We start from the raw sequence: 25055 nt of genomic DNA, 5'->3' as shown, positions 1-25055 counted from the left end.
AGCGGTGGTGAACCCACCTAGAAGACGATCGTGGGCGGAGCCGTTCACCGAGAAGTCCGGACGCTCTCTGAGCGGATCCGCCCCACCGCCGTACGCGGCCCCCCGGGCACCGCTCTACGATCGCGGCCATGGCCGAGTTCATTTACACCATGAGGAAGGTCCGCAAGGCGCACGGGGACAAGGTGATCCTCGATGACGTCTCGACGGCCTTCTATCCGGGCGCGAAGATCGGCGTCGTCGGTCCCAACGGGGCGGGCAAGTCGAGCGTGCTCAAGATCATGGCGGGCCTCGACCAGCCCAACAACGGTGACGCGCAGCTCGCCGAGGGCGCCTCGGTCGGGATCCTGCTGCAGGAACCACCCCTCAACGAGGAGAAGACCGTTCTCGGCAACGTCGAGGAGGGTGTCGGCGAGATCATGGTGAAGCTGCACCGCTTCAACGAGATCGCCGAGCAGATGGCCACCGACTACTCCGACGAGCTGATGGAGGAGATGGGCAAGCTCCAGGAGGAGCTGGACCACGCCGACGCGTGGGACATCAGCTCCCAGCTCGAGCAGGCGATGGACGCCCTGCGCTGCCCGCCCGGCGACGCCGAGGTCACCCACCTCTCCGGTGGTGAGCGCCGCCGCGTGGCGTTGTGCAAGCTGCTGCTCTCCAAGCCGGACCTGCTGCTGCTCGACGAGCCCACCAACCACCTGGACGCGGAGAGCGTGCTGTGGCTGGAGAAGCACCTGGCCGACTACCCGGGTGCCGTCCTGGCCGTCACACACGACCGGTACTTCCTGGACAACGTGGCCCAGTGGATCATGGAGCTGGACCGCGGTCGCGCCATCGGCTACGAGGGCAACTACTCCGCCTACCTGGAGAAGAAGGCGGAACGGCTGGCCGTCCAGGGCAAGAAGGACGCGAAGCTGCACAAGCGGCTCAAGGACGAGCTGGACTGGGTCCGCTCCAACGCCAAGGCCCGCCAGACCAAGTCCCGGTCCCGTCTGAACCGGTACGAGGAGATGGCGGCCGAGGCGGAGAAGACCAGGAAGCTGGACTTCGAGGAGATCCAGATCCCGCCGGGCCCGCGCCTGGGCAACGTGGTGGTCGAGGTGGAGAACCTGAAGAAGGGCTTCGACGACCGTGTGCTCATCGACGGGCTGTCCTTCAGCCTGCCGAAGAACGGCATCGTCGGCGTCATCGGCCCGAACGGGGTCGGCAAGACCACGCTCTTCAAGACCATCGTCGGCCTTGAGGAGCCGGACTCGGGCATCGTGCGGGTCGGCGAGACGGTGAAGCTGTCCTACGTCGACCAGAACCGCGCCGGCATCGACCCGGCTAAGAACGTCTGGGAGGTCGTCTCCGGCGGTCTGGACTACATCAAGGTCGGCCACGTGGAGATGCCCTCGCGGGCCTACATCGGCGCGTTCGGCTTCAAGGGCGCGGACCAGCAGAAGCCGGCAGGCGTGCTCTCCGGTGGTGAGCGCAACCGGCTGAACCTGGCGCTGACGCTCAAGCAGGGCGGCAACCTGATCCTGCTCGACGAGCCCACGAACGACCTGGACGTGGAGACCCTCAGTTCGCTGGAGAACGCGCTCGAGCAGTTCCCCGGCTGCGCGGTGGTCATCTCGCACGATCGGTGGTTCCTGGACCGCGTGGCCACCCACATCCTGGCGTGGGAGGGCACCGACGAGGACGAGTCGAAGTGGTTCTGGTTCGAGGGCAACTTCGAGGGCTACGAGAAGAACAAGGTCGACCGGCTCGGAGCGGACGCCGCGCGTCCGCACCGGGTCACGCATCGCAAGCTCACACGAGGCTGAACGGGGAACTCCGTGGCGGCCTTGGGCGCAGAGCGGGCGAAGAACGGCAAGGCGGGGGCACTGATCGCCACCGCCTGGCAGCTTCGTTGGCGTGCGCCGGAGCTGAGCCGGATGCTCAGCGAACGGGCCGCCGAACTCGCCGTCGCCGACGGTGACGAGCACACCCGCCTCCGGGCCGAGACGCTGACGCTGTTCGCGCTCAACCGTCTCGGCCAGGGGGTGGTCGTCGCCGAACGCGCGGTGGCCTCGCTGCGGGCCGCCGAGGCCCTGGACGAGACCGAGCTGGCCTGGCGGCTGCGGGTCGAACTGGCCAACGCGGCCAGGGTGGTCGGCGCGCCGCTGACCGGTTTCGCCGTGCTCCGCCCCGTGCTGGAGGCGGGCACGGCGCCCAAGGGCCTGCGCGCGGCGGCCATGGTCCAGCTGGTGGACTGCCTGGCGCACCTGGGCAGCGTGCCGGAGCTCACCGAGGCGCTGGCCGAGGCCGACCAGCTCTACGGCGAGGATCCGGACCTGGAGCCGGACATCGTCCTGGTGCTGCGCGGCCTGCTGCACTCGGTGGCCTCGGCGCACCACCGCCGCTGGGGCGACCTGCCAGCGGCGGTGCACGCCGCCAGGGAGGGCCTTGCCCTGCTGGACCAGCTCGCCGACCCGGCAGCCGACAGCGGCCACGCCCGCGCCCGGCTGATCCTGCAGCTGGTGTGCGCCCTGCTGGACTCCAACCGACCCGGCGAGGCGCGGTCAGCCGCGTACGACCTGCTCGAGCAGGCGGTCCGCGCCCCGGTCGCCTCCAGCGTCGGCTGGATCCGGCTGGCCCTGGCCACTCGCCTGTACCTGCCTTCCGGCCAGCCCGACCTGGCCGCCGAACTGCTCGGTGCCACCGCCGACTCGGCCCAGCGCCACGGCCTGGAGCCGCTGCTGGCGGAAAGCCTGACCGCGCTCGCGCACGTGCACGAGATGGGCGGCGACTACGCGGACGCGCTGTCCTGCCTGCGCACGGCCTACGCCGCCGAACGCAGGCGGCAGCGCGCGGTGCACGCGGTCCGGGTCGCGCTGATCGAACAGATCCCGGTGCCCCAGCTGCACGGCGAGACCGCGGCCGGCCTCCGCGAGCAGGTCACCGCGATGCTGCGCCGCGGCCGGGTGCGCAGGGACACCCCACGCGGCGCGGTCCCGATGCTGCGCCGCACCGCGGCCGAGATCGACGACCTCACCGGCCTGCTGAACCAGAGCGGCTTCCGCCGCAGACTGGACGCGGTGGTCAACGGCGGCGACCCCGGCCACGCCCTCACCCTGGTCCTGTTCGACGTCGGCAAACTCGACGAGACCGCCCCGCACCACGTCAGCGAGCAACTGCTGCGCACGGTCGCCGACCGCGTCCGCGACACCGCCCCGCAGCAGGCCGCCGTGGCCCGCGTCGGCGGCGAGGAGCTCGCGGTCCTGCTCCCGGGCGCTACCCAAGACCAGGCCCAGCGCTGGGCCGAACAACTCCGCACCGAGGTCGCGGGCCTGTCCCCGGCGCTGCCGGTCACGGTGAACACCGGCGTCGCCCAGCACCGCCCAGGCACCAGAGCCGACGTCCTCATCACCGAGGCCGACCGCGCCCTGGCTCGAGCCAAACACGCCACCACCCCACCCCGCTTCCGCGCCGCCGACCTCCCCACTCCGGCCCGCCGCGCCAACACCAACGACCGCCCACCCACCACCCACCGCGCCCCCAGCACCGGTGACTTCGCCGCTGCCCCCCGCGGAGCGCGAACGGCCGATTCCCCCACTTTCGCGGCAGCCACCCCCCAGCCGACAGGCGAGTTCCCCACCCCCACCACGGCCCACCGCCAGTCGCCAACGAGCGACTTCCCCACCCCAGCCACTACCGCCCACCAGACGCAATCAAGCGGATACGCCACCCCCACTGACCAAACCCCGCCCAGCGGCTTCACCAGCCCCGCCGCCGCGACTGGTCAGGCCCTGCCGGGTGATTTCGCCAGCTCCACCTCCGCGACTGGTCAGCCGCCATCGGGCGATTTCGCCAGTCCGACCTCGGCCACCAGTCCGGCCCCGTCGAGCGAGTTCGGCACCCCCGCCGCGGCCGATGACCAGACTCCGCCGGACGGTTTCGCCGCTCCGGCCTCGGCCACCGGCCAGATTCCGTCCGACGAGTTCAGCACCCCGGCGATGGCCACCCGCCACATGTCATCCGGCGAGTTCCGCATCCCGGCAGCCGCCGACCACCAGGCGCCATCGGGCGAGTTCTCCGCTCCGGCGACGGCCACCCACGCGGCATCGACCGGCGAGTTCCCGGCCGTCACCCGCCCGCAGCCCACCGGCGAGCCCGACCCCGCGACCCCGGCAGGCCAGCACTCGGCCGCCACCGGTGAGTCCGAGGCAGTCCCCACCGGCCACCGCCAGCCCACCCGAGCAGAGACCACCGGCAGCTTCCCGTCGCCGACCCGCGCCGCCACCGGCGAGTTCCCGGCCCCGGCCACCGCCGACAACTTCTCCACGCCCACCCGCGCCACCGACTTCCCAGCCCCGGCCAGCCGCGCCACCACCGGCGAGTTCTCCATCCCCGCCGCGGCCACCACCGGCGAGTTCCCCGCCCAGCCAGCCACCCGCACCCCGACCGGCGAGTTCCCGGCCCCTGCCGCCACCCCCATTGGCGAGCCCCCGGCCAACCCCGCCGAGTCCACCGGCAGCCACGCCCGCCCCGACCCCACCGGCCGCCGGGTCGCCTCGGAAGCCAGGTTCGCCGCGCTGCCGCCCAGGGAGCGCCCGGCGCCGGAGCCGGAGGCGCTCGGGCAGTCCGAGGCGCCGTTGTTCTTCGAGGCGCCGACCGCGCCGCAGCCGATCATCACCGACCAAACGCCGCGGCCGGCCGAGCTCGACGCGGCCTCGTTAACCGGGTCGCGGCCGGTGGCGGCGGAACCGGTCGCGGCGCCAGCGGACTTCGCGTCGGTGCGGGCGGCCACTGTCGACTACGACGAGCCCGCGGCCGAGGTCGCGCCGGAACCAGAGCTGGAAGCACCCGCCGAGCCGGAGCCGGCACCGCGGCCCGAACCCGAACCGGTGGCCGCCGAGCCGCCCGTTGTCGAGGAACCGGCGCCGGCCCCGGAAGTCCGGACGCGGCGCAGGTCCTCGTCGCTGGCGGAGGCGTTGGACTTCGACTGGGCGCAGGCGTTGCGGGACACCGAGCCGGAGACCGGGTACGAGCCCGCACTGCCCCCGCCGCCCCGATCCGCCGAACCCCAGGCCGACACCCCGGACCGGACGGCCGAGCGCCAGGGAGCGGCGCAACGCCAAGAGGCCCCGCACCAAGAGGCCGCGCACCAGGAGCCCGCACACCGGGAGTCCGGGCACCGGGAGTTGAGGCACCAGCAGTTCGGGCACCAAGCGGCCGCGCACCAGGACTTCGGGCACCACGAGGCCGGGCACCACGAGTCCGGGCAGCAAGAGGCGGCGCACCAAGGGGCCGGGCGCGAGGAGGCGGCGCACCAGGAGCCCGCGCACCAGGACGCCGGGCACCAAAACGCCACGCACCAGGATGGCGGGCACCGGGAAGCCGAATACCGCAACGCCGGGCACCAAAACGCCGCGCACCAAAACGCCGCGCACCAGAACGCCGCGCACCAGAACGCCGCGCACCAGAACGCCGCGCACCAGAACGCCGCGCACGGAGAATCCGGGCACCGGGACGGCGCGCACCAGGAGTTCGCGCAGCCGGAGCCGCGGCACCCGGACCTCGCCCCCCGGGAGTCCGAGCCGGCCGAGCACCTGCACCGCGAGACCGCGCCGCACCCGGACCTCATGCCCCGCGAAGCCGAGCCCGCCCAGCAACCCCCGGAATGGTCCGACACATCGGCAGAGGGGCCCGAACGCCGGTCCCGGGGTGACGCCAAGCTCGCCGAACTGCTCGCCGAGGCCCTCGCCGCCTACGAGACCGGCCGCCGCGAGGACCCCGAGACCGACTACGCCGACCCGGCTCCCGAACCGGAAAGCGCTCCCGAGCCCCCGGAACCCGCCTACCCGGGCAGCGAACCGCCCCGCCCCGCCTACCCAGCCTCAGCGGAGCCCACCTACCCGGCAGCCGCCAGCTACCCAGCCTCAGCGGACCACGCCTACCCAGCCGAACCCAGCTACCCGGCCGCCTCCACCTACCCGGCCGAATCCAGCTACCCCGCCGACCCCGCCTATCCCAGCGATCCGGCCACCCCCTCCTACCAGCGCAACCAGCCCAACCCCCCGGTCACCATCATCGGCCCCACCACCCCGGCCGACCTCCTGCACAACCGGATCACCGTCCACCGCGCCGAGACCAGCGGCTTCCACCAGCCCGTCCAGCCCCCGCCGCCCGAGGACGACGACGGCCCCTTCACCGGTCGCTGCGGCCCCCAGATCACCGGGGCGCCCGATCCGTTCGCCGGGCCTGATCCGGATCCGTTCGGGTATGCCAGGGCCATGGATGCCACCGCGAGTGCCTCGATGCTGCCGGAGCCGCCGCGCTATCCCGACGTGGAGGACCCGACCGAGCCGCAGCCGCGGGTGGTCGACGGGCCCAGGGAACAGGCTTGGACGCCGCCGAAGCGGGACCCGTCCTTCGGGTGAACGGCCGGCTGGCCCAAAGTGACGCGATCTCAGTCACACCTGGCCGGCATCTGGTCCCTTGATCGTTTCGGTGACCGATTCCGTTGCTGGCCAGGGACCTTTCCGCGCCTCCCTGCCCCCACGGGAAGCCGAACGTAGTCGTAGGGTGAACCTGGTCCCGGCACACCGAGGTGCCGGGGAGCTGTGGAGCAAGCCGCACATGAAACCGACCGGAGCACCGTTGGGCGCCGCACCGTCACGCACCGAGACCACCAACCCCGAGTCCACCCCCGGAGTGCCCGCCAGCCCCGAACAGGTCCGCGACGAGCTGTTGGCTCGCGCCGCCGCGACCGCGCCGGAGATCGGCGATCTCATCCAGCTCTACTACCGCCACGCCCCGGCGGAGGAGGTCACCGACGACGAGCCCGCCGTGCTCGCCGGGACCGTCCGCTCGCACTACGAGCTCGCCGCCAGCCGAGTGCCCGGCAGGCCCGCGATCCGGGTGCTCAACCCCAGCACCGGCGCCGACGGCTGGAGCTGCCCGGCGACCGTGGTGCAGATCGTCACCGATGACATGCCCTACCTGGTGGACTCGGTGGCCGCCGAGCTCTCCCGGGGCGGCGTGCAGGCCCAGCGCGTGGTGCACCCCATCGTCGTGGTGCGCAGGGACGTCACCGGTGGTCTGCTCGAGGTCCTCACCGACGCGGACCCGGTCGACCCGCCATCCGACGCGCTGGCCGAGTCCTGGATGTACCTGGAAGTCGACCTCATCACCGACCCGGACCGCGCCCGTGAGCTGAAGCAGCGGCTGCTCTCGGTGCTCAACGACGTCCGCGAGGTCGTCGAGGACACCGACAAGATGATCGGCACCGCCACCCAGCTGGCCGACGAGCTGACCAGCAACCCGCCGCCGCTGGACGGCTCCGAGGTGGCCGATGGCGCCGCGCTGCTGCGCTGGCTCGCCGCCGATCACTTCACCTTCCTCGGCTACAGGCACTACGAGCTGGTCAGGGACACCCCGGACGGCGACCCGGCACTGCGCGCGGTGCTCGCCTCCGGCCTCGGTGTGCTGCGCCAGGACAGCCTGGCCGCGCGCAGCCTCACCGCGGGCCCGGACTCCGCGGCCCAGGCGCTGGCGCCCGAGCTGCTGGTGCTGACCCAGGCCTCCGCGCCCTCCACGGTGCACCGCTCGGTCTACCCGTACTACGTGGGCGTGAAGACCTTCGGCCCGGACGGCGAGGTCACCGGCGAGCACCGCTTCCTCGGCGTGCTGACCACCATCGCGCTGCACGAGAACGTGCTCGACATCCCGGTCATCCAGCACCGGGTGCGCGAGGTCATCCGCCGCGCCGGGTTCCCGCTGGAGTCCTACTCCGGGCAGCGGATGCTGGAGGAGATCCAGAACTACCCGCGCACCGAGCTGTTCTCCACCGACATCGACGGCCTCTACGACACCATCACCAAGGTGCTCGCGCTGGCCGAGCGCCGCAGGCTGCGGCTGTTCCTGCGCCGCGACCCGTACCGCCGCTTCTACTCCTGCCTGGTCTACCTGCCGCGCGACCGCTACACCACGACCTCGCGGCTGGCCATGCAGGAGGTGCTGCTGGCCGAGCTGTCCGGCACCTCGCTGGAGTACAGCGCCAGGATCGGGGAGTCCCAGCTGGCGCGGGTGCACTTCATGGTGCACACCGACCCGACCGTGGACAGCGAGCCGGACGCCGCCCTGATCCAGCAGCAGCTCACCGACGCGGTGCGCAGCTGGGACGACCTGATGGTGGACGCGGTGCTGGCCGAGCGGCGGGCGCAGGCCGAGACGGCGGGACATCCGGTGAGCACGGGCACCGAGTCCGCCACCGAGCTGGGCCAGCGGTACGCGCTGTCCTTCCCGGAGGCCTACAAGGAGGACTTCTCCGCCGAGGAGGGCCTGGCCGACCTGCGCAGGCTGCAGGGCCTGCTCGACCAGGAGGGCCAGTCCGCGCTGTCCTTCTACGTGCCGGAGCACGCCGAGCCCGGCGAGCGCCGGTTCAAGCTCTACCTGTGCGGGCGCAGGGTCACCCTGTCCCAGGTGCTGCCGATGCTGCAGCGGATGGGCGTGGAGGTCGTCGACGAGCGGCCCTACGAGATCCGCCGCGAGGACGGCGCCCAGTGCTGGATCTTCGACTTCGGCCTGCGGCTGGAGACCGCGGTGCTGGACCGGATCGCCACCGAGGACCTGGACGCGGTGCGCATCCGCTTCCAGGAGGCCTTCGCCGCCGCCTGGCGCGGCCAGGCCGAGGTGGACGGGTTCAACCAGCTGGTGCTGCGCGCCGGGCTGACCTGGCGGCAGGCCGCGCTGCTGCGCGCCTACGCCAAGTACCTGCGCCAGGCCCGCACGCCGTACAGCCAGGACTACATCGAGGACGCCGTGCTGGCGCACACCGAGGTGGCCACCGCGCTGGTCCGGCTGTTCGAGACCCGCTTCGACCCGGCGCTGTCGGAAGAGACCAGGAACTCGCAGACGGAGAACCTGCGCGCGGAGCTGGCGGCCCGGATCGACGAGGTCACCAGCCTGGACGCGGACCGCATCCTGCGCAGCTTCCTCACCCTGATCAACGCCACCCTGCGCACCAACTACTTCTGGCGCGACGAGCAGGGCGAGCCGCGTCCGTACGTGGCCTTCAAGCTGGAGCCCAGGTCCATCCCCGACCTGCCGGAGCCGCGGCCGCGGTTCGAGATCTTCGTCTACTCGCCCAGGATCGAGGGCGTGCACCTGCGCTTCGGCCCGGTGGCCCGGGGCGGCCTGCGCTGGTCCGACCGGCGGGAGGACTTCCGCACCGAGATCCTCGGCCTGGTCAAGGCGCAGGCGGTGAAGAACGCGGTGATCGTGCCGGTCGGCGCCAAGGGCGGCTTCGTGGTCAAGCAGCCGCCCAAGCCCACCGGGGACGCCGGCCTGGACCGCGAGGCGACCTGGAACGAGGGCATCGCCTGCTACAAGATGTTCATCTCCGGCCTGCTCGACCTGACCGACAACCTGGCCGCCGGCCCCGACGGCAGCACCGTGGTCCCGGCCGACCAGGTGGTGCGGCACGACGGTGACGACACCTACCTGGTGGTCGCCGCGGACAAGGGCACCGCGACCTTCTCCGACATCGCCAACGGCGTGGCCAAGGACTACGGCTTCTGGCTGGGCGACGCCTTCGCCTCCGGCGGCTCGGTCGGCTACGACCACAAGGCCATGGGCATCACCGCCCGCGGCGCCTGGGAGAGCGTGAAGCGGCACTTCCGCGAGCTGGGGGTGGACACCCAGACCGAGGAGTTCACCGTGGTCGGCGTCGGCGACATGTCCGGCGACGTCTTCGGCAACGGCATGCTGCTCTCCGAGCACATCCGGCTGGTGGCCGCCTTCGACCACCGGCACATCTTCCTGGACCCGAACCCGGACGCGGCGGCCGGCTTCGCCGAGCGGCGGCGGATGTTCGAGCTGCCCCGCTCCTCCTGGGACGACTACGACCGGACCAAGATCAGCGAGGGCGGCGGGGTGTTCCCGCGCGGCGCCAAGTCGATCCCGGTCAGCCCGCAGGTCGCCGCGGCGCTCGGCCTGCCGGAGGGCACCGCGAAGCTGTCCCCGCCGGAGCTGATGAAGGCCATCCTGCTGGCCCCGGTGGACCTGCTGTGGAACGGCGGCATCGGCACCTACGTCAAGGCCTCCACCGAGTCGCACGCCGAGGTCGGCGACAAGGCCAACGACGCGCTGCGGGTGGATGGCAAGGCGCTGCGGGTCAAGGTGGTCGGCGAGGGCGGCAACCTGGGCCTGACCCAGCTCGGCCGGATCGAGTTCGCCCGGGCCGGCGGCAAGGTCAACACCGACGCGCTGGACAACTCCGCCGGGGTGGACTGCTCCGACCACGAGGTCAACATCAAGATCCTGCTGGACCGGCTGGTCGCCGACGGCAGGCTGGACGGCGCGCAGCGGGACGAGCTGCTGGCCGAGATGACCGACGAGGTCGCCGAGCTGGTGCTGGCGGACAACTACCGGCAGAACGCGGTGCTCGGCATCAGCCGCGCGCACGCCGCGCCGATGCTGTCCGTGCACGCCAGGCTGGTCGCCGACCTGGAGAAGCGCACCGGCCTGGACCGCACCCTGGAGGCGCTGCCCAGCCGGAGCCAGTTCAAGCAGCTGGAAACCGCCGGTCAGGGCCTGACCTCGCCGGAGCTGGCCACGCTGCTCGCGCACGTCAAGCTGGCGCTCAAGGACGAGGTGCTGGCCAGCGACCTGCCGGAGTCCGGCGCGTTCGCCAGGCGGCTGCCGGAGTACTTCCCCTCCGCACTGCGCGAGCGCTTCGGCGAGGCCATCCCGAGGCACCCGCTGCACCGGGAGATCACCACCACGCTGCTGGTCAACGAGGTGGTCGACGGCGGCGGCGTGTCCTTCGCCTTCCGGCTGACCGAGGAGCTCAACGCCAGCGCCACCGACGCGGTGCGCGCCTTCGCCATCGTGACCAAGGTCTTCGACCTGCCGTCGCTGTGGCGGGCGGTGGACGAGCTGGACAACGTGGTGCCCACCGCGGTGGCCGACGAGATCATCCTGGAGATCCGGCGGCTGCTGGACCGGGCCTGCCGCTGGCTGCTGTCCAACCGGCCGCAGCCGCTGGCCGTCGGCGCGGAGATCGCCCGCTTCCAGAGCCTGATCGGCGAGGTCGGGCCGGACACGATCGAGCTGCTGCGCGGCAGGGAACGCGAGCAGGTGGTCGAGCACGCGGAGAAGCTGGTCGCCGACGGCGTGCCGGTCGAGCTGGCCCGCAGGGTCGCCTCGCTGCTGCACACCTACTGCCTGCTCGACGTCACCGAGGTGGCCGAGCTGGCCGAGCGGGACAACGTGGTCGGCGAGCACAGTCAGCGGGAGGCCGCCGACATGTACTACGCGCTGTCGGAGCACCTGGAGGTGGACCGCATGCTCACCTCGGTGAGCGCGCTGGAACGCGGCAACCGCTGGCACGCGCTGGCCAGGCTGGCGCTGCGGGACGACCTCTACGCCTCGCTGCGGGAGATCACCCTGGACGTGCTGCGCACCAGCGACGTGGGCGACAGCGTGGCGGAGAAGATCGAGAAGTGGGAGCAGGCCAACTCCTCGAGGCTGGCCCGCGCCCGCGCCGCGCTGCAGGAGATCAAGGAAGTCGGCAAGCTGGACCTGCCGACGCTGTCGGTGGTGGCCCGCCGGGTGCGCAGTATCGTCCGCTGATGCCCGTATACATCACGCAGGTGCGGCCGCGCTGGGCCGACATGGACGTGTTCAACCATGTCAACCACGCGGCCGTGGTCACCCTGCTGGAGGAGGCCCGGGCCGGGCTGCTGTTCGTGGAGGCGGCGCGGCTCGGGTTCACCGACATGGCCAACGGCCTGGTGCTGTCCCGGCTGGAAGTCGAGTACAAGGGCCAGCTGCGCTACACCGGCGGTGACGTCTACGCCGAGGTGAGCATCGAGGACCTGCGGCACGCCACCTTCGTGGTGCGGCACACTCTGCACACGGGCCCGGCGGCGGGGGACCCGGTCGCGGCGGTCGCCAGGACCACGCTGGTCCCCTTCGACGTGTCCGCACAACGACCACGACGACTGAGTGGAGCCGAGCGGGAGTTCCTCGCCGGTTACCAGGTGGGGGAGAGTGTTGGCTGAGTTGCACGTGCCCGATCCAGTGGAGCGGGACGATCTCGGCGCGTTCGTGGCCAGGGCGGTACGGCTGGACCAGCAGGTGGCGGTGCGGCTGAAGGAACGCGAGGGCGGGCTGCTGGAAGCGTGGGCCGCCACCCCGTTCGACGTGCTGGCCACCAGGTCCGTCCAGGGCGCGATCCAGCCTGCGGACATCACGGTGACCGGCAACGAGCTGCTGACCGCGCTGGCCGTGGTCGGCGGCGAACGGGTCGACCCCGGTCCGCCGCGGGACATGCTGTGGCGGTCGGCGCTGCCGCCGGCGATCGGCTGGCAGCACGTGGACCTGCTGCCGGTCGCGGTGATCAGCGAGCTGGCCGACCGGGGGGTGGAGCTGGCCAAGGAGAACACCGGCCCGCAGGGCACCCCGCCCGCTTCGCTGCTGGACCAGACGGTGCTCACCGTCTCTGGCAGCGGGCTGGACGTGAAGGTGCCGCTGCGGGTGCTGTTCGCCTTGTCCGGCATGGGTTTCCTCAGCGGTGGCCCGGCCGAGGACGTGGTGAAGGTGACCGCGACCGACGCCTGGCTGCGCATCGACGCCCGCTTCGGCGCGGTGGTCCGCCGCAGGCACGCCCTGCTGCCGCTGCTGGTCTGAAGTCCTCAGGCGGCGGGAGCCACGGGTTCCCGCCGCTTGGCCCGGCTGGGCAGCGCGAGCAGTCCCAGCCCGGCCAGCACCAGCAGCGCGCCGATCCCGCCGCCGGTGGTGAACGGCTCGCCCAGCACCAGCACGCCCAGCAGCGCGGCCACCACCGGCTCGGCCAGGTTGAGCGTGGCCACGGTGGCCGCGGGCAGCACCCGCAGCCCCGCGCCGAAGAGCAGGTAGGCCAGCACGGTCGGCACCAGCACCAGGTAGCCGACCACGGCCAGCCCGGACAGCCAGGCCGGGTCGCCGCCGTCCAGCCCGCCCGGCCAGCGCCACAGCAGCATCGGCAGCAGCACCAGCCCGCCCCCGGCGAACAGCAGGCCCATCACCCCGTCCGAACGCTGCCCCGCGGAGATCATCCTGGCCGCGCAGACCGTGTAGACCGCGTAACCCAGCCCGGCGGCCAGTGCGAGCACCGCGCCCAGCACCGCGTCCGCGGCCTTCCCCGTGCCGCTGGGACTGGCGAACACCAGCGTGCCCACCCCGGCCACCGCGAGCGTGGTCGCGGCCAGCCAGGTCCGGCTGGGCCGTTCCCTGGTGACCAGCCACTGCACCAGCCCGGTCCACACCGGGCAGGAGCCGAGCGCGGTGATCGTGCCGACCGCGACCCCGGCCAGCGACACCCCGGAGAAGAACCCGACCTGGAACAGCGCCACCGCGGCCGCGCCCACCAGGACCAGCGGCCAGGGGGCCGGTGGCAGGCCGCGGAAGGCCCCGCGCAGCACGGCGAGGCCGAGCAGCAGCGCCCCGGCCAGCGCCACCCTGGCCGAGCCGACGGTCAGCGGGTCGAGGCCGGTGGGGCCGAGGGCCTGTGCCGTGCCGGTGGTGCCGAACAGCACGGCGGCGGCGAGGACCAGGACGGTGGCGCGTGCGGTGTTCATCGCCGCCGATCCTGCGGCACCCGGCCGAGCCGCGTCGACCGGGTTTCCCAGCCGGTCGGACGAGCAGGCCGGTGGCTCAGACCAGCCAGGCCGCGGTGTCCGGCGGCAGCTGCTCACCGGCCAGCGGGCCGCTGGCCAGCAGCACCTCGCCCGGCGGCAGCGGGACCAGCGCGCCGGAGGTGTTCAGCGCGCAGATCAGCCCGCCCGGCTTGCGGCGGAAGGCGAAGCAGCCGGCGGGCGCGCCGTACCACTCCACCTCTTCGCCGCTGATCGCCCCGTGCGTCTTGCGCAGCTCAAGAGCCTGCCGGTACAGCGAGAGCATGGAGGCCGGGTCCTCCAGCTGGGCCTCCACGGTCAGCGCGACCCACTCCGGCGGCATCGGCAGCCAGGTGTGCTCGCCGGGGGAGAAGCCGAAGGGTGACTGGTCGCCCTCCCAGGGCATCGGCACCCGGCAGCCGTCCCGGCCGCGCTCGGTGTGCCCGGACCGCTCCCAGGACGGGTCCTGCAGGGCCCAGTCCGGCAGCTCCACGTTGGGCAGGCCCAGCTCTTCGCCGTTGTACAGGTAGACCACGCCGGGTAGCGCCAGCTCGACCAGCGTCATCGCCCGCGCCCGCTTGACGCCCAGCTCGCCGCCGCCATAGCGGGTCACGTGCCGGATGACGTCGTGGTTGGACAGCGTCCAGGTGGGCAGCGCGCCGACCTCGCGCACCGCGGCCAGCGAGTGGTCGATCGCCCCGCGCACCGAGTCGGCGTCGAAGTCGGTCTCCACCAGCCGGAAGTTGAAGCCCAGGTGCAGCTCGTCCTGGCGGACGTAGCGGGACATCCGCTCGTCGTCCTGCACCCAGATCTCGCCGACGGCCATCCGGCCCGGGTACTCGTCCAGCACCTTGCGGATCATGCGGTGGATGTCGTGCACGCCGTCGTTGTCAAAGCGCGGGTCCCGGTTGTTGTCGAAGAGCAGGTGCGGGCCCGGCATGTCCTCGGGGTTCATGTCCGGCAGCCCGTCCGGCTTGGCCATGCCGTGCGCCACGTCGATGCGGAACCCGTCGACGCCCCGGTCCAGCCAGAACCGCAGCGTCCGCTCCAGGTCCGCCCACACCTCGGGGTGCTGCCAGTTCAGGTCGGGCTGCTCGGGGGCGAACAGGTGCAGGTACCACTGGCCGTCCTGGACCCTGGTCCACGCCGGTCCGCCGAAGATGCTCGGCCAGTTGTTCGGCGGCTCCGAGCCGTCGGGGCCGCGGCCCTCGCGGAAGATGTAGCGCTCCCGCTCCGGGCTGCCCCGGCCGCTGACGAGCGCGGCCTGGAACCACTCGTGCGCCTCGCTGCTGTGGTTGGGCACCAGGTCCACGGTGACCTTGATGTTCTGCGCGTGCGCGTCCGCGACCAGCCGATCGAAGGCGGCCAGGTCGCCGAAGAGCGGGTCCACATCGCGCGGGTCGGCCACGTCGTAGCCGTGGTCGGCCATCGGGGAGCGGTAGAACGGGGTCAGCCAGAGCGCGTCGACACCGAGCAGCTCCAGGTAGCCCAGCCGGGACCGGATGCCCTCCAGGTCACCGACCCCATCGCCGTCGGAGTCGGCGAAAGAGCGCACGTAGACCTGGTAGAAGACGGAGTCCCGCCACCAGTCGGACGCGGCGGCAGGATCAGCACTGCCCCCCGCGATGTCGGGGTCCACCTCGGGCGATCGTCGCACGATGGTTCATCCTGCCATCCGGGTCCGACATTCAAGGCCCACTTGGGTGATCCGTGAGTTTCCCGACTTTCGCGGTCTGGATCACACCCAGGAGTTGACCAAGCTGTTAGCGGCCATCTCCATGTACGCCCACAGCTGGTCCCGGCGCTCCTGCTCCAGGCCCGCCTCGTCCACCGCGATCCGCATGCAGCGCAGCCAGGCGTCCCGCTCGATCGGGCCGATGGTGAACGGCACGTGCCGCATCCGCAGCCGGGGGTGTCCGCGCTGGTCGGAATAGGTGTGCGGGCCGCCCCAGTACTGCATCAGGAACAGCCGCAGCCGCTCCTCGGCCGGGCCGAGGTCCTGCTCCGGGTACATCGGCCGCAGCACCTCGTCCTTGGCGACCTCGGCGTAGAAGCGCCCCACGATGCGACGGAAGGTCTCCTCGCCGCCGACGAGGTCGTAGAAGGTTTCCGGAGTGCCCACGACAGCCATTCTCCCCGTTGCTCAGGTCTTGGATCCGGCCGGGGCGGGCGGCAGTTCCGGCCCGCCAGGTCGCCCGTTCGGGTAAGGCGGCTCGATGCCGGCCTCGTCATAGGCGGCCATGATCCTGGCCCGCAGCGCGCGCTGCACCGCCCACTGACGGCCGGGTCGTACCTTGACGGTCATCCGCAGGGTCACCGTGTCCGAGGTGACCTTCTCCACGCCGAGCACCTCCGGCGGCTCCAGCACGTCCTCCAGCAGCGGCGTCTGGCTCGCCGCCTCGGTGACCACCTCGGCCATCAGTTCGGTCGCCTGGGCCACGTCCACCGTGTGCGCCAGCGGGAAGTCGACCACCGCGACCGCGAAGCCCTGGCTGGAGTTGCCGACCCGGAGCACCTCGCCGTTGCGCACGTACCAGACGGTGCCGTTGACGTCCCGCAGCGTGGTGACCCGCAGGCCCACCGTCTCGATGGTGCCGGTGGCCGGGCCGAGGTCGACCACGTCGCCGACCCCGTACTGGTCCTCCAGCATCATGAAGATGCCGGACAGGAAGTCCTTGATCAGGTTCTGCGCGCCGAAACCGATGGCCACGCCCAGCACACCCGCCGAGGCGATGATCGGCGTGATGTCGATGGTCAGCGTTTCCAGGATCATCAGGAACGCGATGCCGAACACCAGGATCGAAGTGATCGACTTCAATATCGAGCCGATGGTCTTGGCCCGCTGCGCCCGCCGCTCGGACAGCAGCGGCCCGGCCGCGGCCTTGAGCGCTTCGGGCGCGCGCTCCTTGAGCGGCCGCAGCAGCACCGGCACCCGCCCGGCGCCGGAGTTCGCGGTCAGCTTGTCGATCATCCGCCGGAGCACGTAGCGCAGCAGGAACGCGCCGGCCATGACCAAGATGATCTTGATGGGTTTGGTGATGACCCACGGGTTGTTGGCCAGCCACTCAGCCGAGCTGAGCAGCCACTCCTGTGGTTCACGCACTGATGACTCGACGGTCATGTCACTAACTAAGGTGACAACGTTCGGCACGGTGCCATGTTACGGAGCGGTCTCAGCGACCACTGACCGAGGCGGCCATCTCGGACAGCTTCTGGGCCAGCGTGCGCTTGTCAGCAGGGGCCACGATGACCCACTGGCTACCGTCCGGACCTCGCATCTTCTGCCCGAGGTAGCGCCCGTCGGTGTTGTCGATGAATGTGAGCGGGCTCTCGGCCCGCTTGCGCGACCCGAGCCGGTCGCGGGCCGCCACGAACAGCTGCCCGCCGCCGGTGCGCGGCTTGTCCATGATCTCCTTCAGCCGCTGCGGGCTGGGCCCGCCGCTGCCGCGCGAGGAGGTCATGAACCCGCCGCCGTCGTCCTCCGGCCGGGAGTGCCGTCCACCGGTCCGACCACCGCCACCACCGTCGCCGATGCTGTCGGCGGGGAAGTTGAAGGACTGCCCGCGCGCGGCAGGTTTGTCCGGCAGCACCGAGACCAGCGCGTCGATCAGCCCGGTCGGCCGCAGCGGGGTCAGCACCAGCTTCTCGTCGATGATCTCGGCCAGCACCGCGTCGTCCCCGGAGGCCGCGGACAGCGCGGCGCGCTGCCCCTCGCCGCCGGGGGCGCTGAACCAGCCGTAGAACTCCCGCTGCGGCCGCTCCAGCATGTGGAAGGTGTCCACCAGGTCGGGGTGGGCCTTGCCGTTGCGGGCAAGGCCCAGCCCCTCCAGCTCCTGCCAGGCCCGCCGTTGCACGTCAAGCCGATCCTGGTAGGTCTCCCCGTAGGAGGGGATGCTCAGGGTCGGGTGCTTGTCCTGCAGGTTCTCGCTTTCCCACACGATGTCGTAGGCAGGCAGCGAGATGGTGACTCTGGCTCTCAGCACGGTTTCTTCCTAGGTTGCGCGATCAGCGGTACCCGGGCGGGGTCTCCCCGATGACCGGCGGCGCGACCAGCGTGTTGTCACCCCAGATGTCATCGGACTCGACCAGGTAGCTCGGCCGCTTGTGTTCCTTGTCCTCATCGCCGCGCGCACCCGCGCCGCCCATACCGCCACCGGCGCCCATGCCACCGCGGCCACCGGCCCCACCCGCGCCGGCGCCACCGCGCCCGCCAGGCCCGTGCCCGTCCGCACCGACACCGCCGGACCCACCAGGCCCGAACCCGGCCCCACTGGGCCCGAACCCGCCACCACGCGGCCCGAACCCACCAGCGCCACCACCGCCGCCAGGCCCACGGCCACCACCACCGCCACCGGGCATCCCCGGCATCCGCGGCGGCGCCCCACCACCAGGCCCACGACCGGGCCCGTTGGGCGGCTGCTGCCCCGGCGGCCAAGTGCCGATGGGCGGCGCGATCGGGGGCTGAATCGGCGGCGGCTGCACCGGCGGAGTCGGCGGCAGGTACGGCGGCCGCGGCGGCTCGACCAGCGGCGGCTTCACCAGACTCGGGTCGACCTGGTCGTGGAGACCACCGGTGCCAGGCGGCCGCCCGTCCCCGCCGGGCAGACCCTGCGGGAGGTTCGGGATGTTCGGCGTACGACTGCCGTTGCGGTCTCCGCCACCGATCCCGCCGGGATCGTTCGGGTCGCGCTTGCCGGGGTCCACCTCGTTCGGGTTCGTCCCGCTGGTGTCCGGGGTCACCGGAGGCGGCGGGATGAACTGCGGCATGTTGCTGGTGTTGGTCTCGCTCTGCGCCGCGTACTCGGTCAGTGCCTGCTGGTTCGCGGTGGTCTTCTCCCCTTGAACCCGCTTGGCCTCGTCGTAGTCGGTCTCCCACCACGCCGCACCGTTGAGCCAGGGCTCCTCACCCGGGTCCGGCGGCATCTCGACCTTGTCCTTGACCGTCCGGAAGTCACCACTCTGCGAGGCGACCTTGTAGGCCGTCTCGGTGCACACGTTCTTGGCCGCACCGGCCCAGGCCGCCAACGGCGAGGCCACCGCGTGCGCCTGGTCCGCGGCCTGGCCCTCCCAGGCCACCTTGCCCGCCGCCAGCGCGTTCTCGACCATGTCGCGGACGGTCAGGTAGCGGTCGCCGAGCTTCTGCCACGCCTCGTAGTTCGGGTCCGTGGTGGCCTCAGCGCCCTTGGCGTCCTTGTGGAAGAACTCGTAGATCGTCTTCCCGTCGTAGGCGTTCGGACGGGGCATGCACGAGGGATCCGGAGCCATGACTAGCTACCCCCCTTGAGAGTCGCGATCACCTTTTCGGCGACCTTGTCCGCCAGCGCGCAGGGCGCCTTGTACTCGGGCGCCGCCTTGTCGCTGATGAGGACGACGACATTCAGGATGACGTTGTCGTTGATGCCGACAGCGGTGCCGCAGTCGCCGCTGTCGAAGGGCACCGACTCGTTGATGTGCACCGAGGGATAGCCGGCAACCGGCTTCTCCTCGAAGTACTTGTACTTGCTCTTGTCGGCGTAGATCTGGTTCAGGCCGCCCGCGGTCTTGCTGTTGATGTTGACGCTGAACCGGCCGTTGAGGTTCGTGTTCGGGTTGCGCTTGGTGTTCCAGGCACAGATCTCACCGGTCGCGGCAGCCCGCGCGGTGCCGGCCTTCTCCGCACCGAGCTCGATGTACTGAGCCTCGGTGAGCAGCGAACAGGTCTTGCCCTCGAACGCCGCGACGTCGAGCTTGGGCTGGGTGATGGGCGGTGCGAGCCCTGCGCTGGTGGAGGTGGCCGCACTGGCCGAACTCGTCGCACCGGAGGAGGCGGGCGGGTTCGAGGGCCCGGAGCAACCGGCGACCGCCGCCAGAGCAAGTCCGGTGGTCAGTGCGATCAGCACCCTGCGGCTCACTGCGCCTTGCCTCCAAGCTTGGTGTTCATGTCTTCCGCGTCCGCATAGCCCTTCATGACCGCCGTCAGGTTGGCGACCATGGCTTCCAGCGCCTCGCGGTACTGCTTGTTGGCCTGCCCGTGACAGCCGGCCTGGTCCAGCGCGCGCTCGGTGATCTTCTCGACGGCGACCGCGCTGTAGGGATCGCGGCCGGGCGCGCTGAGCTGACGGAGCAGCCGCGCCTCCTCCTCGATCGCCTTGATCTCTTCGATGGCCAGGTTCAGACCGTCGATCGCCTTCTGCGCGTGTGCCTTGTCGACCTTGAACTTGCCGCCGGTCTTAGCCGAGGAGTAGTCGGTCGCGTAGTGCTGATTGAGCCTCGCCTGCCCTGGCGAGATATCCGCATCCGGATCCCGTGGCGGCATGTCACACCCTCCCAGTTACTGCGCTCGATGCCGTCTCGCATCGTAACCTTCGACGCGGACACCGCAGGGCGGGTTCCCACAGGTTCGCGCTGTCGTTTGTGGACCGTGACCCGGCTTGGTCACGGCCTGTCAACGGTGGTGACGCACGGGTACCGCGATCATGACGCGAACGTGCGGCCGGTCACTGTCCGCCGAAGGTCAGGCCGGTGGCGCCGGCCAGGAAGGACAGGGTGTCGGCGGTCAGCGAGACGGTGCGGGAGATCGAGCGGGTGCTGTGGCCCACGTCGGTCTCGCGGCGGAACAGGATCGGGTGGGTGGCCGGGTCGCCGCTGGTGGCGGCCTGCAGGGCGGCGCACATCTTGCGGGCGTGGCAGGGGTCCACGCGGGAGTCGGACTCGAAGACGGTGAACAGCACCGCCGGGTAGGCCACGCCCGGCCGGACGTGGTGGTACGGGGAGTAGGACAGCAGCCACTCCAGCTCGGCCGGGTCGGCGGCCGAGCCGTACTCGTCCTTCCAGATGCGCCCGATCAGGAACTCCTCGTAGCGGACCATGTCCAGCAGCGGGGCTGAGCAGACCACCGCGCGGTACAGCTCGGGGCGCTGGGTGATCGCCGCGCCCATCAGCAGGCCGCCGTTGGAGCCGCCCTGGATGGCCAGCTGCGGGCTGGTGGTCCAGCCGGTGGCGATCAGGTGTTCGGCGGCGGCGTGAAAGTCGTCGAAGGTGTTCTGCTTGTTCGCCCGCATGCCGCCCTGGTGCCAGGCCTCGCCCTCCTCGCCGCCGCCGCGCAGCGAGGCCAGCGCGTACACCCCGCCCGCCTCGACCCAGGCCAGCGCGGAGGCGCTGTAGGACGGGGAGTAGCTGATGGAGAAGCCGCCGTAGCCGCCGAGCAGGGTGGGCCGCGGCCGGTCCGGCTCGGCGGCGGGGGAGAGCACGAACATGTGCACGGTGGTGCCGTCGGCCGAGGTGTAGGCCAGCTGCTGGGTGTGCACCGAGGGCACCTCGACCGAGCCGGGCGCGGACTCCAGCAGCTCGGTGACGCCGGTGGAGCGCACGTGCCGGTGCACGCTGGGCGGGGTGACGAAGTCGGTCCAGCCGATCCACAGCGTGTCGGCGTCCGCCGTGGTGAGACTGTCCACTGTGGAGAGTCCGTGCACGGATCCGGTGCCGGGCAAGGGGATCTGGGTGAGGTGGCTGCCGTCGGCCGGATCGTGCAGGTGCACCTCGGAGACCGCGTGGCGGCTGCGCAGCACGGCGAGCGAGCCGTCCAGCCAGCGGGCGGTCTCCAGCACCGAGCCGGGGTCCTCGGCGATCAGCTCGCGCCAGTGTTCCTGGCCGGGCTCGGCCGGGTCGGCCACGCACAGCCGCCAGCGCGGGGCGTCCAGGGTGGTCAGCAGGTAGAGCCTGCCGTCGCGCTCGACCCAGGCGGTGCAGTAGGCGCTGTCCACCTCGTCCACGATCTGGCGCAGCTTGCCGTCACCGGCCAGGTCGGCGATCCAGACCGACTCCTTGGGCGCGGTGCCGGGGGTGGCGTCGACCACCAGCCAGCGCCCGTCGGCGGACAGGCGCACGCCGTAGTAGTTGGTCTTGTCCAGGCCCTCGCCGTGCACCAGCTCGTCCTTGGCCGGGTCGGCGCCCAGCCGGTGCCGCCACACCCGCCGGTGGAACAGCTCCTCGCCGGCGGGCACCGCCTCGGGCGCCAGGCGGCGGACGTAGTACAGCTCCTCGCCGCCGGGCAGCCAGGCGATCGGCGAGTTGCGGGCCCGGTCGATCGGCCCGTCCAGCACCCGGCCGGTGGCCACGTCGACCACGTGCAGCTGGGACTCCTCGTCGCCGCCGCTGGAGAGCAGGTAGGCGAGCTTGTCGCCTTCCAGGCTGGGCACCCAGTAGTCCAGGGTGGTCAGGCCGGAGGGGTCCAGCGCGGCCACGTCGATCAGCGCGCGCTCGCTGCCGTCGGCCTCCCGCACGTGCAGCACCGAGTGCTCCTGACCGGGCAGGCGGCGGGTGAAGAAGGCCCGGCCGTTGCGCCAGAACGGCGCGGACACCGACCCGGACCGCAGCAGCGTGCCGACCCGCTCGGCCACCGCGGCGCGACCCGGCAGTTCCGCCAGCAGCGGGCTGACCAGCGCGTCCTGCGCGGCCGACCAGGACTGGGTGCGTTCATCGGCGGCGTCTTCGAGCCAGCGGTAAGGGTCCGGCAACCGGTGTCCGTGCAGCTCGTCGACCAGGTCGAGGCGCTCGGCGGGCGGGTAGGTCGAGGCTGCGGGACGCGACTGGCTCACGATCGGAACAGTACCGATACAGGCTTGTCACTCCACCGGTTAGCCGCTCGTTCACCGTAGATTCGGGCGAGCCTGCCCGACACGTTACAGATCACAGGTGCGCGAATAGCGCATTATGTGGTCGACTACGTGTTGACCCGGTGGAGGTGGTCGCGTGCCCGACCGACAACCGACTCCCATCGGCGTAGCCGGTGGGCAGACGCCGCGGGTCCGTTCGTCCTCGAACGGGGTCCCGCCGGCCTTGGCCGCGTGCGTTCCTGTGCCTGCGCAGGAACGGGCGGCCCCTAGCGAGACGACCCCTGGCTGGGGTCGACGCCGTGTGTTGTTGCTGAATGCCACCTTCGAGCCGCTGACGGCTCTCCCGGTGCGCCGAGCGATCGTACTTCTTGTCTGCGGCAAAGCGGAAATCGTCCACGGAGACACCGCTGGCCTGCAGGTTCACTCCGCCAGCGAGACCGTCGCGGTGCCCTCGGTGATCAGGTTGAGCACTTTCGTCCGGGTGCCCTACCGAGGCCGCATCCCGCTGACCCGCGCCGCCCTGATGCACCGCGACCGGTTCCGCTGCGCCTACTGCGCCGGCCGGGCCGAGACCATCGACCACGTGGTCCCGCGCAGCAAAGGCGGTCAGCACACCTGGGAGAACACGGTCGCCTGCTGCGCCAGGTGCAACCACCGCAAAGCCGACAAGCTGCTCAGCGAGCTGGGCTGGCGGCTGCGGGTGGTGCCGAGGACCCCGCGCGGACAGCACTGGCGCCTGCTCGCCGGTGTGCCCGACGCGGACCCGCAGTGGCTGCCCTACCTCGGCGAACCCGCCGCCTGACCCGGTCGTTCAGGCCGCCACGGCCAGCGCGGGAACCTGGGCGCTGATCCGCACGCCATCGGCGGCGCTGATGCGCACCCCATCGCGAGCACTGATGCGAACCCCGGCGCGCCCGGAGATCCGCACGCCCGCCTCGCCGCTGATGCGCACGCCGTCGCGGGCGGAGATCCGCACCCCGCGCTCAGCGCCGCTGATCCGGACACCCGCCTCGCCGCTGATGCGAACCCCGGCCTGACCGCTGATGCGGACACCGTCCTGGGCGGAGATGCGCACCCCGCGCTCAGCGCCGCTGATCCGGACGCCTGCCTCGCCGCTGATGCGGACACCGTCGCGGGCGGAGATGCGCACGCCCTGCTCGGCCCCGCTGATCCGGACACCCGCTTCACCGCTGATCCGCACACCGTCCCGGGCGGAAATCCGCACCCCCTGCTCGGCTCCGCTGATCCGGACGCCTGCCTCGCCGCTGATCCGCACACCGTCCTGGGCGGAGATCCGCACGCCCCGGTCCACGCCGCTGATCCGCACCCCACGCTCCGCCGAGCTGATCCGCACCCCACGCTCGGCCCCGCTGATTCGCGCCCCCGAAGCTCCGCTGATGCGCACTCCGCGATCGACTCCGCTGATGCGCACGCCGTCACGCACCGTGTCCGCCGAGCTGATCCGGACACCCGCCCGGCCGCTGATCCGCACCCCTGCGTGACCAGAGACGCAAACGTCATCAACGGCGCTGATGCGTACCCCGGCGCGTCCGCTGATCCGGACGCCATCAAAGTTGCTGATGCGCACGCCTGCATTGCGGATGAGTGACCACTTACCCGAACGGGTGTGGTCGTTGCTCTGTTCGAGAGTCTTGATATCCGACATGTTGGCGTCTCCCATCGGTGGGATGCTGCTCTGCGTGGAAGAGTCTGCGTGCACAAGACCCGGATAGGTGAAAAGTAGAAGCCTGGCTCGCCGCAGACAAGCCGCCAAAGCGGCCGCCATTTGCCGCTGTTCGGATCGGGGCCGACTGGCCCAGTGAGCTGGGCCGGTCGAGTGGCTTCGGAGCCGTGGTGCGTCGCGGGTCACACTTCCGGGTTACCTTCCGCGGCCTCCGGCCGAAACCTGGCGAATACCCGCGAACGGCCGCACGGGGACCACTGCCAGCGCAGCCGGGACCCACCATCTACAGTTGCCGCCGTGACCGTCCTGGAGACCATCCTCGTCTTCGCGGGGATCCCGTTGGCGCTGTACCTCGGGATCACCCTGCTGACGATGTGGCCGAACTCCAGCCGGGGCCAGCGCTACCGGCCCGGCCAGGAGTGGCCCCACGAGCCCGTGTGGTGGACTGCCAACCCCGCTGGCCTGACCACCTCCGCCGCTGCCGCGGCGCAAGACAACGAGGCGGCCGCGACCGCCGTCACCGCTCGGGGAGGTGCCCGTGGCAACTGGTGAGGTGGCGACCCGCGTCGACCCCAAGGACCTGGCCCTCGGCGAGGCGCTGATGCCGCACGGCCGGATCTCCTCGGCCAGGCACATCAGCGACAACGGCCCGAAGCTGCCGTTCAGCCCGGCCCAGCTGGCCACCCTGGACGAGGCGCTGACCCTGTCCAGCCGCAGCTCCGGCCTGGACTTCAGCATCTACCTCGGCGACCTCGGCGAGGACACCCGCGCCCGCGCGGAGCAGCTGCACGGCTCCCTCGGCGCCAAGGCGGCCAACGCGGTGCTGATCGCGGTGTCCCCCGGCCAGCGGGTGCTGGAGATCGTCACCGGCGCGGAGTCCGGGCGCAGGCTGGCCGACCGCGGCTGCAAGCTCGCGGTGATGAGCATGGTCGCCTCCTTCAAGGAGGGCGACCTGCCGGGCGGCCTGGTCAGCGGACTGCGCATGCTGGCCGACCAGGCCGGTCCCAAGCAGCACTGACCAGCTGAAACGTCAGCGGCGGCGTTCCCATCGGTCTGATGAAGGGTGTCCTCCAGGGTCTTGAACTCCTCGGTGACCCGGCCCTGCGCCCGGTCCCAGCTCGTGTCGTCATCGGCCTCGGCCGTGAGCTCGCG

Annotated in this window: 18 protein-coding genes; 8 read left to right on the top strand and 10 right to left on the bottom strand. The window is 71.6% G+C overall.

The features are described from left to right. Window positions 1-128 precede the first annotated feature (128 nt). The 5 genes from ettA to ACWDY5_RS29595 all read left to right on the top strand — a co-directional run bounded on the left by ettA (window position 129) and on the right by ACWDY5_RS29595 (window position 12660). A complete protein-coding gene (gene ettA / locus ACWDY5_RS29615; protein WP_252486711.1) occupies window positions 129-1805 on the top strand; it encodes an energy-dependent translational throttle protein EttA in 1677 nt (558 codons plus the stop codon). 12 nt (window positions 1806-1817) lie between these two features. Beyond that, the gene (locus tag ACWDY5_RS29610) at window positions 1818-6404 is read left to right on the top strand and encodes a diguanylate cyclase domain-containing protein (protein WP_449725431.1); all 4587 of its coding nucleotides are present in this window, start codon (window positions 1818-1820) and stop codon (window positions 6402-6404) included. Between the two features lie 199 nt (window positions 6405-6603). Continuing rightward, entirely contained in the window at window positions 6604-11601 is a 4998-nt protein-coding gene (locus tag ACWDY5_RS29605; RefSeq protein ID WP_449725430.1) for an NAD-glutamate dehydrogenase, read from the top strand. Beyond that, window positions 11601-12032, top strand: coding sequence for an acyl-CoA thioesterase (locus ACWDY5_RS29600; protein ID WP_449725429.1), 432 nt, complete (start codon window positions 11601-11603; stop codon window positions 12030-12032). Before ACWDY5_RS29605 ends, ACWDY5_RS29600 begins: the two co-directional genes overlap by 1 nt. Continuing rightward, window positions 12025-12660: a hypothetical protein gene (locus tag ACWDY5_RS29595; RefSeq protein WP_449725494.1), complete on the top strand. Its 636-nt coding sequence runs from the start codon at window positions 12025-12027 to the stop codon at window positions 12658-12660. Before ACWDY5_RS29600 ends, ACWDY5_RS29595 begins: the two co-directional genes overlap by 8 nt. Before the next feature lie 5 nt (window positions 12661-12665). Here ACWDY5_RS29595 and ACWDY5_RS29590 read toward each other — a convergent pair whose 3' ends face one another. The 9 genes from ACWDY5_RS29590 to ACWDY5_RS29550 all read right to left on the bottom strand — a co-directional run bounded on the left by ACWDY5_RS29590 (window position 12666) and on the right by ACWDY5_RS29550 (window position 22201). Beyond that, complete coding sequence (locus ACWDY5_RS29590; RefSeq protein ID WP_449725428.1) at window positions 12666-13589, bottom strand: DMT family transporter; 924 nt, start codon at window positions 13587-13589, stop codon at window positions 12666-12668. 76 nt (window positions 13590-13665) lie between these two features. Next, window positions 13666-15264 (bottom strand): glycoside hydrolase family 13 protein, encoded by a 1599-nt coding sequence (locus ACWDY5_RS29585; protein WP_449725493.1) that lies wholly within the window; start codon window positions 15262-15264, stop codon window positions 13666-13668. 99 nt (window positions 15265-15363) lie between these two features. After that, window positions 15364-15756, bottom strand: a complete 393-nt coding sequence (locus ACWDY5_RS29580) for a globin (protein WP_449725427.1) — start codon at window positions 15754-15756, stop codon at window positions 15364-15366. Window positions 15757-15768: 12 nt separating this feature from the next. Continuing rightward, window positions 15769-16746 (bottom strand): mechanosensitive ion channel family protein, encoded by a 978-nt coding sequence (locus tag ACWDY5_RS29575; protein WP_449725426.1) that lies wholly within the window; start codon window positions 16744-16746, stop codon window positions 15769-15771. Window positions 16747-16798: 52 nt separating this feature from the next. Further along, the gene (locus ACWDY5_RS29570) at window positions 16799-17608 is read right to left on the bottom strand and encodes an ESX secretion-associated protein EspG (RefSeq protein ID WP_449725425.1); all 810 of its coding nucleotides are present in this window, start codon (window positions 17606-17608) and stop codon (window positions 16799-16801) included. 22 nt (window positions 17609-17630) lie between these two features. Continuing rightward, the gene (locus tag ACWDY5_RS29565) at window positions 17631-18869 is read right to left on the bottom strand and encodes a hypothetical protein (RefSeq protein WP_449725424.1); all 1239 of its coding nucleotides are present in this window, start codon (window positions 18867-18869) and stop codon (window positions 17631-17633) included. A gap of 23 nt (window positions 18870-18892) precedes the next feature. Beyond that, window positions 18893-19504, bottom strand: coding sequence for a DUF3558 domain-containing protein (locus ACWDY5_RS29560; protein WP_449725423.1), 612 nt, complete (start codon window positions 19502-19504; stop codon window positions 18893-18895). 8 nt (window positions 19505-19512) lie between these two features. Next, complete coding sequence (locus ACWDY5_RS29555; protein WP_449725422.1) at window positions 19513-19920, bottom strand: hypothetical protein; 408 nt, start codon at window positions 19918-19920, stop codon at window positions 19513-19515. Between the two features lie 181 nt (window positions 19921-20101). Next, the gene (locus ACWDY5_RS29550; protein WP_449725421.1) at window positions 20102-22201 is read right to left on the bottom strand and encodes a prolyl oligopeptidase family serine peptidase; all 2100 of its coding nucleotides are present in this window, start codon (window positions 22199-22201) and stop codon (window positions 20102-20104) included. A 154-nt stretch (window positions 22202-22355) separates the two neighbouring features. On the opposite strand from ACWDY5_RS29550, the gene ACWDY5_RS29545 reads away from it, so the two are divergent. After that, window positions 22356-23021, top strand: coding sequence for an HNH endonuclease (locus tag ACWDY5_RS29545; RefSeq protein ID WP_374213372.1), 666 nt, complete (start codon window positions 22356-22358; stop codon window positions 23019-23021). Between the two features lie 9 nt (window positions 23022-23030). On the opposite strand, the gene ACWDY5_RS29540 is transcribed toward ACWDY5_RS29545, so the two are convergent. Beyond that, complete coding sequence (locus ACWDY5_RS29540; protein WP_449725420.1) at window positions 23031-23546, bottom strand: hypothetical protein; 516 nt, start codon at window positions 23544-23546, stop codon at window positions 23031-23033. A 654-nt stretch (window positions 23547-24200) separates the two neighbouring features. On the opposite strand from ACWDY5_RS29540, the gene ctaJ reads away from it, so the two are divergent. Together ctaJ and ACWDY5_RS29530 are read left to right on the top strand one after the other, a co-directional pair. Then, on the top strand, window positions 24201-24455 hold the full coding sequence (ctaJ, locus tag ACWDY5_RS29535; RefSeq protein ID WP_449725419.1) for an aa3-type cytochrome oxidase subunit CtaJ: 255 nt from the start codon (window positions 24201-24203) through the stop codon (window positions 24453-24455). Beyond that, a complete protein-coding gene (locus ACWDY5_RS29530) occupies window positions 24442-24921 on the top strand; it encodes a DUF5130 family protein (RefSeq protein WP_449725418.1) in 480 nt (159 codons plus the stop codon). The genes ctaJ and ACWDY5_RS29530 overlap by 14 nt, the downstream gene beginning before the upstream one ends. The last annotated feature ends 134 nt before the right edge of the window (window positions 24922-25055 follow it).

The organism is Crossiella sp. NPDC003009 (assembly GCF_053591555.1).
Note: the sequence above shows the minus strand (reverse complement) of the source record. Positions and strands in the feature narration are given on the sequence as shown.